The sequence below is a fragment of the Variovorax sp. GW822-FHT04A09 genome (assembly GCF_058801005.1).
This window is the reverse complement of sequence record NZ_JBXAMV010000005.1, coordinates 362282-375365: the sequence shown is the minus strand read 5'-3', so window position 1 is coordinate 375365 and position 13084 is coordinate 362282. Positions and strand designations below refer to the sequence as shown.

The following is a 13084-nucleotide window of genomic DNA, read 5'->3' as shown; positions in this document are numbered from 1 at the left end:
ATGAGAACTTTCCCGTCGCGATCTGAAATTTCAAAAGCAATCAAAAGAAAGTTGGAGGAATTGACTGCAGGAATTGTCGCCATTCCGAACTTGGATGATAGAAAGCTGGCAGCTGCAAGAGTCTATGAAAACTCTAGGAAAGCGGTTTGGTTTCGTCCATTGTTGAATTCTCTTGCTTTGATGGCTGGCGATGGCCAGCGTTGTATGTGCTGTAGCGGAAGTGAGTCATCTCAAGTTGAGCACTACAAGGACAAGGCGAGTCACCCTGAGTTGGCGATGGTCTGGGAGAATTATCTTTGGATTTGCGGAATTTGTAATCTGGCCAAGGGGAAGAGATTCAATCCGTTGCTGCCTCCAATTAATCCTTTGGTTGATAGAGTTTGGGATTACTTTTTTTTGGATGATTACGGGAATCTTTGTTCTCGATGGGATGTGAACTCTAACTCCTTGAATGCTCGCGCGGAAGAGACAATTGCCTGTTATGACTTGGATCGGCAAGCTTTGCAGGAGACGAGACTCGCAAGACTTCAAGAGTTACGGCGCTCCATAAAAGATTCATTGCAGTTAATGGATGACGATCGATTGCAATTGGAGGACCTCGAGTTGAGGATTTTGGAGTGGCATTCAAGTCCACTGCAGCCCGATGTAGCTGACTTCTTTTTCAATGGCCCGGGTGCGGAAAAAGAGCCGTTCAAGCAGGCGCTGGAGAGGGCGGAGCTTTAATCTCAATGGCCAAGGACAAAACAACTTTCGTCTGCAGCGAATGCGGCGGCACCAGCCCCAAGTGGCTCGGCAAATGCCCGAGCTGCGGTGCATGGAACACACTCATCGAACAGGTCGCCGGCGCGGCCAACGGACCGGCCAACAACCGCTTCGGCACGCAGTTCGCGTCGCTCGCGGGCGCCTCCGAACTCGCCACGCTCTCGGAAATCGAAGCCACCGATGTCGCACGCACGCCCACTGGGCTCGACGAGCTCGACCGCGTGCTCGGCGGCGGCATCGTGTCGGGTGGCGTCACGCTGATCGGCGGCGACCCGGGCATCGGCAAGTCGACGCTGCTGCTGCAGGCGGTCGACGCACTGCAGCGCGCGGGGCAGAACGCGCTGTACGTCACCGGCGAGGAAAGCGGCTCGCAGGTGGCGCTGCGCTCTAAGCGGCTCGGGCTCGATCACTCGCAGGTGCAGGTGCTGGCCGAGATCCAGCTCGAAAAGATCATCGCCACGCTCGACGCCACGCGCCCGGCCATCGCGGTGATCGACTCCATCCAGACCGTGTACTCCGACCAGCTCACCTCCGCCCCCGGCTCGGTGGCGCAGGTGCGCGAATGCGCGGCGCACCTCACGCGCTTTGCCAAGACCAGCGGCACGGCCGTGGTGCTGGTGGGCCACGTCACGAAAGAAGGTGCGCTGGCCGGCCCGCGCGTGCTCGAGCACATGGTCGACACGGTGCTGTACTTCGAAGGCGACACGCACTCGAGCTTTCGCCTCGTGCGCGCCATCAAGAACCGCTTCGGCGCGGTGAACGAGATTGGCGTGTTCGCCATGACCGAGCGCGGCCTGAAGGGCGTGACCAACCCGAGCGCGATCTTCCTGAGCCAGCACGCCGAGCCGGTGCCCGGCAGCGTGGTGCTGGTCACGCTCGAAGGCACGCGGCCGATGCTGGTGGAAATCCAGGCGCTGGTCGACAACGGCGGGCCGAGCCCGCGCCGGCTGTCGGTGGGCCTGGACCGCGACCGCCTCGCGATGCTGCTGGCCGTGCTGCACCGCCACGCGGGCGTGGCCTGCATGGACCAGGACGTGTTCGTCAATGCGGTGGGCGGCGTGCGCATCAGCGAGCCCGCGGCCGACCTGGCCGTGATGCTGGCCATCACCTCCAGCCTGCGCGGCAAGCCGCTGCCCAAGGGCTTCATCGCCTTTGGCGAAGTGGGCCTGGCCGGCGAGGTGCGGCCCGCGCCGCGCGGCCAGGAGCGCCTGCGCGAAGCGGCCAAGCTGGGCTTCAGCGTGGCCGTGGTGCCGAAAGCCAACGCGCCGCGCAAGGGCACGAAGGAGATCGAGGGCCTGACCATCCACCCGGTCGACCGCATCGAGGAAGCGATGGACGTGGTGCGACGGCTCGACTGACGCGCACCCGCACGACAACACCCCCACCAGGAGACCCCCCATGCAACTCATCGTCTCCGCCGGGCTGATCGCCGTGGTCGTGCTGTGGGGGCTGGTGTCTCCCGCGTCGCTCGACCGCGTGTTCAGCACCGCGCTCGCCGACATCACGCGCAACTTCGGCTGGTTCTACCTGTGGGTGGTGCTCGGGCTGGTGGTGCTGGCCTTCTTCCTGGCCTTCAGCCGCTTCGGCGACCTGAAGCTGGGCGACGAGGACGACGAGCCCGAGTTCTCCATCGGCGCCTGGTTCGCGATGCTGTTCGCGGCCGGCATGGGCATCGGCCTGGTGTTCTGGGGCGTGGCCGAGCCGATCTCGCACTACGCGAACCCGCCGCCGGGCGTGATCCCCGGCACGCCCGATGCGGCCGGCGTGGCCATGCGCTACGCCTTCTTCCACTGGGGGCTGCACCCCTGGGCGATCTACGGCATCGTCGGCCTGTCGATCGCCTTCTTCAGCTTCCGCCGCAAGGCGCTGCCGCTGGTCAGCTCGGCCACCGAGGCGCTGCCGTGGCGCTTCGTGCAGCGGCTGTCGCCGGCCTTCAACGTGCTGGCCGTGGTGGCCACGGCCTTCGGCGTCGCGGCCTCGCTGGGCATGGGCGCCACGCAGATCAACAGCGGGCTGCACGCGGCCTTCGGCACGGACATCGGCCGCTGGACTCAGGCGGTGATCATCGTGGTGACGACGGTGCTGTTCATCACCTCGGCGGTCACGGGCGTCGAGCGCGGCGTGAAGTGGCTGTCGATGGGCAACCTGGTGCTGGCGGCGCTGCTGGCGCTCACGGTGCTGGTCGTGGGGCCGACCATTGCCATCGTCGAGACCTTCACCAACACGCTGGGTTCGTACCTCGCCGAGTTCGTGCGCATGAGCCTGCGCATGAACCCGTTCCGCAACAGCTCGTGGGTGGCCGACTGGACGCTCTTCTACTGGGCCTGGTGGCTGGCGTGGTCGCCGTTCGTGGGCCTGTTCATTGCGCGCGTGTCGCGCGGGCGCACGATCCGCCAGTTCATCCTGGGCACGGTGATCGCGCCCACGCTGGTGGGCTTCGCGTGGTTCTCGGTGTTCGGCGGCGCCGCGCTCAACTTCGAGATCTTCCAGGGCGTGCCGCTGGTCGAGTCGGTGAAGGCCGACGTGTCGACCACCATGTTCGTGATGTTCAAGGCGATGCCCATGGGCGGGCTGCTGTCGATCGTGGCCACGCTGCTGGTGTTCGTGTTCTTCGTGACCTCGGGCGATTCCGCGACGTTGGTGCTTGGCATCATGAGCACGAAGGGCAATCCGAACCCGCCTGCCCGCGTCAAGATCACCTGGGGCGTGCTGGTGGCGGCCATTGCGCTGAGCCTGCTGTTCGCGGGCGGCATCAAGGCGATCCAGACGGCGACCATCGTGTTCGCGCTGCCCTTTGCGTTCGTGATCCTGCTGATGGCGCTGTCGGTCACGCTGGCCATCCGCGACGACTGGAACGCCGAGCAGAAACGCGAACGCGAGCTGCGACGCAAGATGCGGCAGCTCGTGAACTGGTAGGACGGACAAAAAAACGCCCGGCGCGCGGTGGACACGCGCCGGGCCTACCCTCCCTACCTTCCCTGGCCTCCCTGGCCTTCTGTGTTCTTTGCTTAGCTTCCGATGTGCATCGTGAACGCCGGCCCGTTGTTGAGCACGCACTGGCCGCTGCCCAAGGTGGCGGAGTTCATCGTGTACTGGCAACTCAGGTTGCCGCCGCGACTGCCGGTGGCGTTTGCCACCCCGGCGGTGCGCGAGCCGGCCACACGGGTCGCCTCTCCCTGAAACTGTTCGGCGCCGATCTGTGCATTGAAGTGGCCGCGGCCGTTCATGTCGTTGGTCACCGTGCCCCCGACGGCGCCGTAGCGCGCGGCTTCGGCGTTCGACGGATACAGCCGCGCGCTGAAGGTCTGCGACACCGGCCCCGGTGCCACGGCGTAGCTTTGCTGCGACGGCGCGACGGGAGCGGGTTGACCGAGCGGCACCACGTAGCAACCGCTGAGGACGGTGCCCGCGAGTGCGGCGGCAAGGGTGAGTCGAACGAAGGTGACGGAACGCGGGATGTTCATGCGTTTCTCGGTGGCCCGGGCAGATGCCCGTGCGGCGAAATGTGCCCGCACCCGCCTCGGTACCCTGCGCATTTCGCCGCGAGTACCGCTTTCTGCGCCCGGCGGTAGCCACGGCGGCTACTGCGACGGGGTCGCGGCCGCACAATCGCGGGCCGTTTCTCGCAGGCACCGAATGAAATCCACCGCACCGCCCATTGCCGCCGTCATGGTCCACGTCACCGATGTGAACGCCGCACTGCGCTGGTACGCCGACGCCTTCCCCGATGCGGTGCCGATGTCGATCGGCTCGCCGGCCTTCGAGTGCCTGTCGGTCCACGGCGTGCTGCTGGAGCTCGTGCCGGCCGATGCGAAGGTCGGCGCCGGTGCCTGCGGCTCGGTCGTGTACTGGAACGTTGCCGACTTCGATGCGGCGCTGGCTCACCTTCAATCGTGCGGCGCGCCGCTGTACCGCGGCCCCTTGCGGCTGGAGGGCGACGAACACATGGCGCAGGTGCGCGACCCCTGGGGCAACTGCATCGGCCTGCGGGGGCCTTCCAGCGGGCGGCGACAATGCGCCCCATGAATTTCCAGAAATTGCTGGTGCCCGTGGGGGCCGTCGTTCTCCTCGGCCTGTCCTGGCACCAATACGGCTGGGCCGGCGTGGCGTTCGCCGGCGGTGCGATCGTGATGTTCCTGCTGATGCACTTCAACCGCACGATGCAGGTGCTCAAGCGGGCCGCCGACCGGCCCATCGGCACGGTGGCGAGTTCGGTGATGCTGAATGCCAAGCTCAAGCCCGGCGTGACGCTGATGCACGTCATCGCGATGACGCGCGCGCTCGGCGAGCAGCGCTCGCCCGAGAACGAGCAGCCCGAGCTGTACCGCTGGACCGATGCCGGCGGTTCCTACGTCGATGCCGTGTTCAACGGCGGCAAGCTGCAGAGCTGGACGCTCACGCGGCCCGAGACGCCGGCCGACGAAGAAACGCCCGCGGCCTGAAGGCGGCGCGGGCGCTTCGCCTGACTCAGAACGTCAGAACGGCGCGTCTTCTTCTTCGGGCGTGTCGGCCTGCGCTGCGGGTGCCGTAGCCGCAGCCTTCGGTGCCTCGTCCGGCGGTGCCGCCGAGAACGCCGCCTCGCCGCCCAGCGCGTCGAGCAGCGCCGGCACCAGCTGGCCGAGTTCGCCGGTGGCAATGGCCACGTCGGCGTCGAAGTTGTCTTCCTTCTTGCCACCCGCCGCACCGTCGCCCGTGCCTTCGAGGAAGGTGATCTTGCGGATCAGCAGGCCGTGCGTCAGCTCGAAGGACACGCGGTCGTCCCAGGTGAGCGCCAGGCGCGTCGGGCGCTTGCCGTCGGTGATGTGCTGCTTGACCTCGTCGATGTCCAGCGCGTGCTTGGCGTAGCGCACCACGGCCTTGGAGTCGTCCGAGGCCTTGAGCTCGCACTCGCGGTCGATGCTGAAGCCGGCCGGCGGCTCCTGCGTCAGCAGCCAGTTGGCCATGGCGGCGGCCGGCTCGATCTGCGTGTTGATCAGCGCCACGGCAAAACCGTCGAGCGACTTCACGAGGCTGGTGACCACTTCGTCGGCGCGCGCCGCGTTGCCGCAGTTGATCACGAGGCGGTTCTCGGCCTTGTCGATCCACACCGTCACGCGCGCGCTGCGCGTGAAGGCCATGGGCAGCAGCTCGAGGGTGATGTCTTCCTTGAGCTCCTTCTTTTCCTTCTTGCCGGGCTTGCGGCCGGTGGTGGTCTCGATCTGGGCGCAGCGCTCGTCGAGCTTGCGGCGCACCACGGAGCCGGGGACCTGCTTGCTTTCGATCATGTACTCGACCAGCCACTGGCCGTCGATGGACTCCACCAGCGGGCCGTTGGCCTCGCCGCGCGGCTCGACCCAGCCGGCGGACTTTTCCTGCGAGGGGCCGCAAGGCACGAAGCGTTGCTTGCCGAGCCCTTCTTCTGCCTCGGTCAGTGATTGGGACCAGGCAGGTTCGATGCGATAGACGATGACGTTCTTGAATACGGACACGGGAACCCTTTTTCCACTGGTTGGCACAACCGGCCATTGTCGGGCACCCGGTTCCGGGCTCGGCCGTAAAATCGAAAGCTTTTGCGACTTCCCAGTGGGTCGCACCCCCACACCGCTCCCAAAGGAATCAGGAAATGAGCTCGATCCCCCCCTCGCTGGACGACCGTGACGGCAAGATCTGGATGGACGGCGAACTCGTGGACTGGCGCGACGCCAAGATCCACGTGCTGAGCCACACGCTGCACTACGGCTGCGGCGCCTTCGAGGGCGTGCGCGCCTACAAGACGGCCGACGGCGCCACCGCCATCTTCCGCCTGGCCGAGCACACCGAGCGCCTGTTCAACAGCGCCAAGATCCTGCGCATGAAGATTCCCTTCACGCAGGAGCAGCTGAACGAAGCCCAGAAACAGGTCGTGCGCGAGAACAAGCTCGAAAGCTGCTACCTGCGCCCCCTCATCTGGATCGGCTCCGAAAAGCTGGGCGTGAGCCCCAAGGGCAACAAGATCCACGCCATGGTCGCGGCCTGGTCGTGGGGCGCCTACCTCGGCGAAGAAGGCATGCGCCGCGGCATCCGCGTGAAGACCTCCAGCTACACCCGCCACCACGTCAACATCACGATGACGCAGGCCAAGACGGTGAGCAACTACACCAACTCGATCCTCGCCAACATGGAAGCGCTGGACGACGGCTACGACGAAGCGCTGCTGCTCGACGCGAGCGGCTTCGTGTCCGAAGGCGCGGGCGAGAACGTGTTCGTGGTCAAGGGCGGCGTGGTCTACACGCCCGACCTGTCGGCCGGCGCCCTGAACGGCATCACGCGCAACACCATCCTGCACATCTGCAAGGACCTGGGGATCGAGCTCGTGCAAAAGCGCATCACGCGCGACGAGGTGTACGTGGCCGACGAAGCCTTCTTCACCGGCACCGCTGCTGAAGTGACGCCCATCCGCGAACTCGACCGCATCGAGATCGGCAACCGTGGCGACGGCGGCGCGCGCGGCCCGGTCACCGAGAAGATCCAGTCGGCCTTCTTCGACATCGTGAACGGCAAGAACCCCAAGTACGCCCACTGGCTCACGAAGGTCTGAGGAACAACATGTCCACCAATGCAGTCGTCGAACTCCTCGCGAAGGAGCTCAACCACCAGGGCGGCGTGTTCTGCCCCAGCCCCAAGGCCGACATGAAGCTCTGGAACAGCCACCCGAAGGTCTACCTCGACGTGGCGCGCACCGGCGAAGCCAAGTGCCCGTACTGCGGCACGGTGTACCGCCTGAAGGCGGGCGAGACCGTGTCCAGCCGCCACTGAGCGGCCAGGCGGAAAAAAAGAAACCGGCCCTCGCGGCCGGTTTTTTCGTTTCAGCTTGGCCGGGCCCGGGGCCACAGGCCGCGCCACGGATCGGGGTCCTGCGATTCCTGCGCCAGCCGCAGGTAGACCATCGCGATCCACAGCACGGCCAGCCCGATCTGCGCGTCGCGCATCGCCGAATTCACGCTCGACGCGATGAGCGCGATGAGCGTGGCGGCCAGCGCGTAGCGGCCGGCGATGTCGGGCCGGCGCCAGGCCTGCCAGACGGCGACGAGCATGATCGCCAGCAGGCTCAGGATGCCGGGGATGCCGCTTTGCGCGCCCACCCAGAGGAAGTCGTTGTGCGGCATGTTGGAGTCGGCGAACAGCGCCGGGCCGCGCTTGTGCCACTGGTCGGTCCAGCCGCCGATGCCCCAGCCCGCGACGGGCTGGTCGGCGATCATGGCGCCGGTGTCGCGGTACATGTAGTAGCGGATGATCCAGCTGCCGTGGAACACGGCGCCGGTCTGCGCCTTCTCGAGTTCCTCGATGCCGGTCTCGACCTTCTGCTGCAGCTGCGGCAGCTGGTACAGGCCCGCGCCGATCACCACCGCGCCCAGGATCAGCGCCGCCGACAGCGCCTTCAGGTGGTTCTTCCACTGGTGCAGGCAGACCACCGGAATCACCAGCAGCAGCGCGAGCACCGAGGTGCGCGACGTGAGCGGCAGCGCGACGACGGCGCCCAGCCCGAGCACGAGCGCGAAGGCTGCCAGTGCGCGCAGGGGCCGGTGCCCCGTGATCTGCGACAGCCCGTAGACCGCGGCGCTGGCCGCGACGATGCTGAACAGCAGCGCGTTGCTGATCGACTTGTTGCCCACTTCCATCACCACGCCGCGCAGCGCGCCCGGCACCGGAAAGCCCAGCGTGTAGTGCAGCACGATGAGCGCGATGTTGAGCGCCGCGATCAGGAGGAAGCCGCGCAGCGCCCACAGCGCCTCTTCGCGCGTGAGCGCCATCGCCATCAGGAAGGTGAAGGCGATGCGCAGCCCGTGGAACAGGTTGGAGGGGGTCTCGGGGTAGTGCGGCCGCACGGCCAGCACGATGAAGGTCCACGCCACGTAGGCGACCACCGGCCACCACAGCGGGTTGGCGCGCAGCCGCGCATAGCGTTCGCGCAAGCCGCCGCCCACCAGCAGGGCAAGCAGCAGCACGATGGCCGACAGGTAGGTGACGCCGACCGGCATGAACACCACCAGCCCCCAGAACATGGCCGCGGGCCGAACGATGTGCGATCTCTGCATAGGGCCGGGATTTTAGGTGCGGCCCCTCGGCCGAACCTGACTTGCCCCTGCGCACCCGAAGGCGCTCAGTGCGCTGCGGCGGCAGGGCCCTTGGCCGGCAGGCGGATCACGAAGCTGGCGCCCCCGCCCGGCCGGTCTTCGCACTGCACCGAGCCGCCGTGGCGCTCGGCGATCGACTTCACCAGCGCCAGCCCCAGGCCGACGCCGCCGTTGCGCTCGCTGGCGCCCGGCAGGCGGTAGAAGGGTTCGAAGATGCGTTCGCGCAAGGCCGCCGGCACGCCCGGCCCGCGGTCGTTGACGCGCACCGTGGCGTAGCCGCCGGCGCTGCCGAGTTCGACGCTGATCTCGCCCGCGCCGTAGCGGCGGGCGTTCTCGAGCAGGTTGCGGATCGCGCGGCGCAGCAGGCGCGACACGCCCGGCACGGTGAGCGTGGCGTTGTCGGTGCCTTCGGCCAGGTCGAGCTCGGCGTTGACCTGCGCGCACTCTTCGGCGGCCAGGCCCGTCAGGTCGACGGCTTCGATGGTGCCCATGTCGGCCTCGCTGGCGTCGAGCCGGCTGGCCAGCAGGATCTCGTCGATGAGCTGGTCGAGCTCACCGATGTTGCGCGAAATCTCTTCACGCGCCGTCGGGCTCGGCCGGTCGCCCATGAGCTCCAGGCCCATGCGGATGCGGGTGAGCGGCGAGCGCAGTTCGTGCGAGGCGTTCGCCAGCAGCGACTTGTGCGAACGCACCAGCTGTTCGATGCGTTCGGCGGAGGCGTTGAAAAGTTTGGAGAGATCGGCCACTTCGTCTTGTCCTTCCTCGGGCACACGCGCCGACAGGTCGCCCTCGCCCCAGCGCTGCACGCCGCGCTGCAGGGTCTCGAGCCGCTGGGTGATGCGCCGCACGATCGGGTAGACGCCCAGCGCCACCGCCACGCCCACCAGCGCGATCATCCAGCCCAGCCCGAACGGGGTGCGCCAGGGCGCGAAGCCGCCGGTGCCGGTGGGGCGCTCGCGCGGCGCCACGCGCAGCGTCATGTCGCGGCCGTCGCTCAGCTGCACATCGAACTCCAGGCCCTGGCCGGGCACGCGCATGGCCTTGCCGGTGCCGATGGTGCGGTCCTGGCTGTCGAGCACGACCACCTCGCGCGGCACCGGCGCCAGGCGTTCGCGCTCGGCTTCGGCGGCCACGCGCACGATCCAGTTGGCCATCAGCGTGAGGATGACCACGCCGCCGACCACCGCGAGCCAGATGCGGACGTAGAGGTGGCGGCGGTAGAGGCTGCGCAGCATCGCGGGGCGGTCCTAATCCTGTTGCTTGGCGAAGACGTAGCCCACGCCGCGCACGGTGAGGATGCGCTTCGGGTTCTTCGCGTCGACCTCGATGGCCGCGCGGATGCGGCCCATGTGCACGTCGATCGAGCGGTCGAAGGCTTCGAGCTCGCGGCCGCGCACGGCTTCCATGATCTGGTCGCGCGTGAGCACGCGGCCCGCGCGCTCGGCCATCGCCACCAGCAGGTCGAACTGGTAGGAGGTGAGGTCGGCCAGCGCGCCGGCCACCGACACGGTGCGCGCGTTGCGGTCGATCTCCAGCGTGCCGAAGCGCATCACCGTGGAGGCTTCGGCCTCGGTGGCGTTCTCGCTGCGCCGGCGCAGCACGGCGCGGATGCGCGCCAGCAGCTCGCGCGGCTCGAAGGGCTTGGGCAGGTAGTCGTCGGCGCCGATCTCCAGGCCGATGATGCGGTCCATCGGGTCGCCCTTGGCCGTGAGCATCAGCACCGACACCTTGGCCAGCGGGCCGGGCAGGGCGCGGATGCGGCGGCAGACCTCGAGCCCGTCGGTGTCGGGCAGCATCAGGTCGAGGATCACCAGGTCGGGCGCGTGCTGCTGCAGCTGCTCCAGGCCGGTGGCGCCGTCGCCGGCGTGGTTGAAGGCGAAACCCGACTGCGTCAGGTACTCGCCCACCATCTGCGCCAGGCGGGCGTCGTCTTCGATCATCAGGAGTTGGGGGGTGCTCATGCGCTTCATGGTCGTTCACCGGGAGCAAGCGGGCTTGAACGCTCCGTAAAGTTGGGTAAACGCAGCATCGCCCTGTCAACCTGGATCGCTGCGAAAAACATAGCGCCTCGCCCAGGTTGCGTGGGCGCCATGCGGCAATGATGACGTACCGGGGCGCGGTTGCGTGTGTCAACACGCACCGCCGCCCCCCGGCGCAGGCCGGTCAGCCCGCGGCCTGCAGGCGCAGCCGCAGGGCCAGCGCGGCCGACAGCGGCAGGTCGATGGGCGCGTCGGCGCTGCCCGGGGCCTGGGCCAGCGCCTCGAACAGGGGCAGGGCGTCGGCCATCGGGTTGATGTCCTTCAGCGTGGCGGCGGCGGCCGAGCGCGGCGCGGTCGCCGCACCGTCGCCGACCAGCGACCAGTCGAGGCTGGCCACCGTGCGGGCCGTGCGTTCGGGCGCGATCACCAGCGCCACGGCCAGCAGGCCGCGGCTGTCGGTCACCGAGGCCAGCGCGCCGACCGTGGGGGCGTCGTAGCCCACCAGCAGCACCGGCGTCTGGTCGGCCGCGCACTGCACGGCTGCTTCGAGCAGGCCGGCGGCAAAGCTGTGGCCGTAGGCCGAGACGGCGTTGCTGGCCGCCATGCAGCCGGTGCCGATGGTCCAGTAGCCCACGGCCGCGTTGTGCACCGAGTTGTGGAACTTGGTGGGCGACAGCATCTTCGGGTCGCCCGCGAGCGTGCTGCACATGTAGTCGTTGATCGACAGGTCGCCGTGCGCCGACGTGAACACGCAGGGCACGTCGGCCGCGGGCCGGTCGGCGCCCGCGATGGCTGCGGCGGCCACTTCGAGCGCCAGCGCCACGGTGTCGGGCGCGCGGCGGCGCTCGGCCGGGGCCAGCACCTGCGGCGAGGGCCGCTTGGCGGGCGGATCGGCCAGCGCGCCTTCGCCGCGGAAGGCCGCGCGCGCGGCCTCCCAGCCGGGCAGCGTGGGGGTCCAGAAGGCGGGGCCTTCGATGTAGAGCGTCGGAGGCGTGTTCATGCGTTCACCGCCTTGCCGAAGACCAGCGCGCAATTGTTGCCGCCGAAACCGAAGGAATTGGACAGCGCGTAGCGCACCTCGCCCTTTGCGGGTTCGAGCTTGATCTGCGGGCCGAAGCCCTCGTCCAGCGTGCGCGTGTTGACCGTGCCCGGCATCAGGCCGCGCTCGATCGCCAGCAGGCAGACGACGGCCTCGACGATGCCCGCGGCGCCCAGCGTGTGGCCCATGAAGCCCTTGGTCGAGCTGGCGTGCGTGCGCGCCGGGAAGCGGCGCGCCACCAGCGCGCCCTCGACCTCGTCGTTCTTCTGGCTCGCCGTGCCGTGCATGTTGATGTAGTCGATGGCGTCGGCGGCCAGGCCGGCGCGCGCCAGCGCGTCGTCGAGCGCGCGCTCGGCGCCCAGGCCCTCGGGGTGCGGCGTCGACATGTGGTGTGCGTCGCTGGCTTCGCCGTAGCCCAGCAGCTGCGTGGCGCTCTCGCCCGCCTGCACGCGCTCGACCAGCGCGAAGCCGGCTGCCTCACCGAGGCTGATGCCCTTGCGGTCGGCGTCGAAGGGGCGGCAGGGCTCGGTGGAGACCAGCTCCAGCGAGTTGAAACCGAACAGCACGCTGCCGCACAGCGTGTCGGCGCCGCCGACCACGGCCGCGTCGGCCAGGCCCAGGCGGATCAGGCGCTCGGCCGAGGCGAACACCTTGGCGCTGGACGAGCAGGCGGTCGAAATCGTCTCGCTCGGGCCGTCGATGCCCAGCACCTGCTGCACGAACATGGCCAGCGAATGCGGCGTGTGGACGGCCGCGCGGCGCTGGTCCGGCGGAAAGTTGCCGTCGGCGTCGAGCTGCGTGTAGGCCAGCTCGGTCTCGCCGATGCTGGCCGTGGAGGTGCCGAGCACCAGCGCGATGCGCGTGGCACCGTACTTCTGGCGCGCGGCGGCTACGGCCTCAAGGAAGCCGTCGGCCTGCAGGCCCAGCCAGGCCAGCCGGTTGTTGCGGCAGTCCCAGAACGCGGCCGATTCGGGCAGGCGCACGTCTTCCAGGCCGTCGACGCGGCCGATCCAGGTCGGCAGCGGCGCCTCGCCGAAGTCGTTGGCGCGCAGGCCGCTGCGGGAGTGCGCGAGTGCGTCGGCGTGCGCTTCCTTGCCGACGCCGACGGCCGAGGTGGCCGTGTAGGCACTGATTTGAAGGGGAGAAATTCGGGACGGCACGATGGATGTGGGGGCAGGCGACAGGCGAAAGGGCGTCGGCGACAGAAGAAA

General features: G+C 68.1%; 14 protein-coding genes. 7 read left to right on the top strand and 7 right to left on the bottom strand.

Features of this window, described 5'->3' with window-relative positions; genetic code table 11:
* The 3 genes from AC1RLW_RS25095 to AC1RLW_RS25085 are packed head-to-tail and all read left to right on the top strand — an operon-like array spanning position 1 to position 3678.
* Positions 1-723: an HNH endonuclease family protein gene (locus AC1RLW_RS25095; RefSeq protein WP_493195530.1), complete on the top strand. Its 723-nt coding sequence runs from the start codon at positions 1-3 to the stop codon at positions 721-723.
* 5 nt (positions 724-728) lie between these two features.
* Positions 729-2120: a DNA repair protein RadA gene (gene radA, locus AC1RLW_RS25090; RefSeq protein ID WP_070063503.1), complete on the top strand. Its 1392-nt coding sequence runs from the start codon at positions 729-731 to the stop codon at positions 2118-2120.
* 40 nt (positions 2121-2160) lie between these two features.
* Positions 2161-3678, top strand: a complete 1518-nt coding sequence (locus AC1RLW_RS25085) for a BCCT family transporter (RefSeq protein WP_354345277.1) — start codon at positions 2161-2163, stop codon at positions 3676-3678.
* A 92-nt stretch (positions 3679-3770) separates the two neighbouring features.
* Here AC1RLW_RS25085 and AC1RLW_RS25080 read toward each other — a convergent pair whose 3' ends face one another.
* Entirely contained in the window at positions 3771-4226 is a 456-nt protein-coding gene (locus AC1RLW_RS25080) for a hypothetical protein (protein ID WP_307589502.1), read from the bottom strand.
* Between the two features lie 172 nt (positions 4227-4398).
* On the opposite strand from AC1RLW_RS25080, the gene AC1RLW_RS25075 reads away from it, so the two are divergent.
* Both AC1RLW_RS25075 and AC1RLW_RS25070 read left to right on the top strand, forming a co-directional pair.
* Positions 4399-4788 carry a VOC family protein gene (locus AC1RLW_RS25075; protein WP_493195529.1) on the top strand — a complete coding sequence of 130 codons (390 nt, stop codon included), beginning with the start codon at positions 4399-4401 and terminating at the stop codon, positions 4786-4788.
* Positions 4776-5204 (top strand): glycerate kinase, encoded by a 429-nt coding sequence (locus AC1RLW_RS25070; RefSeq protein WP_159278873.1) that lies wholly within the window; start codon positions 4776-4778, stop codon positions 5202-5204. Before AC1RLW_RS25075 ends, AC1RLW_RS25070 begins: the two co-directional genes overlap by 13 nt.
* A 33-nt stretch (positions 5205-5237) precedes the next feature.
* Here AC1RLW_RS25070 and AC1RLW_RS25065 read toward each other — a convergent pair whose 3' ends face one another.
* Entirely contained in the window at positions 5238-6230 is a 993-nt protein-coding gene (locus tag AC1RLW_RS25065) for a recombination-associated protein RdgC (protein WP_492686601.1), read from the bottom strand.
* A gap of 134 nt (positions 6231-6364) precedes the next feature.
* On the opposite strand from AC1RLW_RS25065, the gene AC1RLW_RS25060 reads away from it, so the two are divergent.
* On the top strand, positions 6365-7318 hold the full coding sequence (locus AC1RLW_RS25060; protein ID WP_493195528.1) for a branched-chain amino acid transaminase: 954 nt from the start codon (positions 6365-6367) through the stop codon (positions 7316-7318).
* An 8-nt stretch (positions 7319-7326) separates the two neighbouring features.
* Entirely contained in the window at positions 7327-7536 is a 210-nt protein-coding gene (locus tag AC1RLW_RS25055) for a zinc-finger domain-containing protein (protein WP_007836801.1), read from the top strand.
* A gap of 50 nt (positions 7537-7586) precedes the next feature.
* Here the strand turns inward: AC1RLW_RS25055 and AC1RLW_RS25050 are convergent, their stop codons facing one another.
* From AC1RLW_RS25050 to AC1RLW_RS25030, 5 genes are all read right to left on the bottom strand, one after another.
* Entirely contained in the window at positions 7587-8816 is a 1230-nt protein-coding gene (locus tag AC1RLW_RS25050; protein ID WP_493195527.1) for an O-antigen ligase family protein, read from the bottom strand.
* Between the two features lie 65 nt (positions 8817-8881).
* Positions 8882-10090 (bottom strand): ATP-binding protein, encoded by a 1209-nt coding sequence (locus AC1RLW_RS25045; RefSeq protein WP_493195526.1) that lies wholly within the window; start codon positions 10088-10090, stop codon positions 8882-8884.
* A gap of 12 nt (positions 10091-10102) precedes the next feature.
* Positions 10103-10825: a response regulator gene (locus AC1RLW_RS25040; protein ID WP_062476797.1), complete on the bottom strand. Its 723-nt coding sequence runs from the start codon at positions 10823-10825 to the stop codon at positions 10103-10105.
* Positions 10826-11018: 193 nt separating this feature from the next.
* The gene (locus AC1RLW_RS25035; protein WP_369645055.1) at positions 11019-11834 is read right to left on the bottom strand and encodes a beta-ketoacyl synthase chain length factor; all 816 of its coding nucleotides are present in this window, start codon (positions 11832-11834) and stop codon (positions 11019-11021) included.
* Positions 11831-13033 carry a beta-ketoacyl-[acyl-carrier-protein] synthase family protein gene (locus AC1RLW_RS25030; protein WP_493195525.1) on the bottom strand — a complete coding sequence of 401 codons (1203 nt, stop codon included), beginning with the start codon at positions 13031-13033 and terminating at the stop codon, positions 11831-11833. The genes AC1RLW_RS25035 and AC1RLW_RS25030 overlap by 4 nt, the downstream gene beginning before the upstream one ends.
* Between the last annotated feature and the right edge of the window lie 51 nt (positions 13034-13084).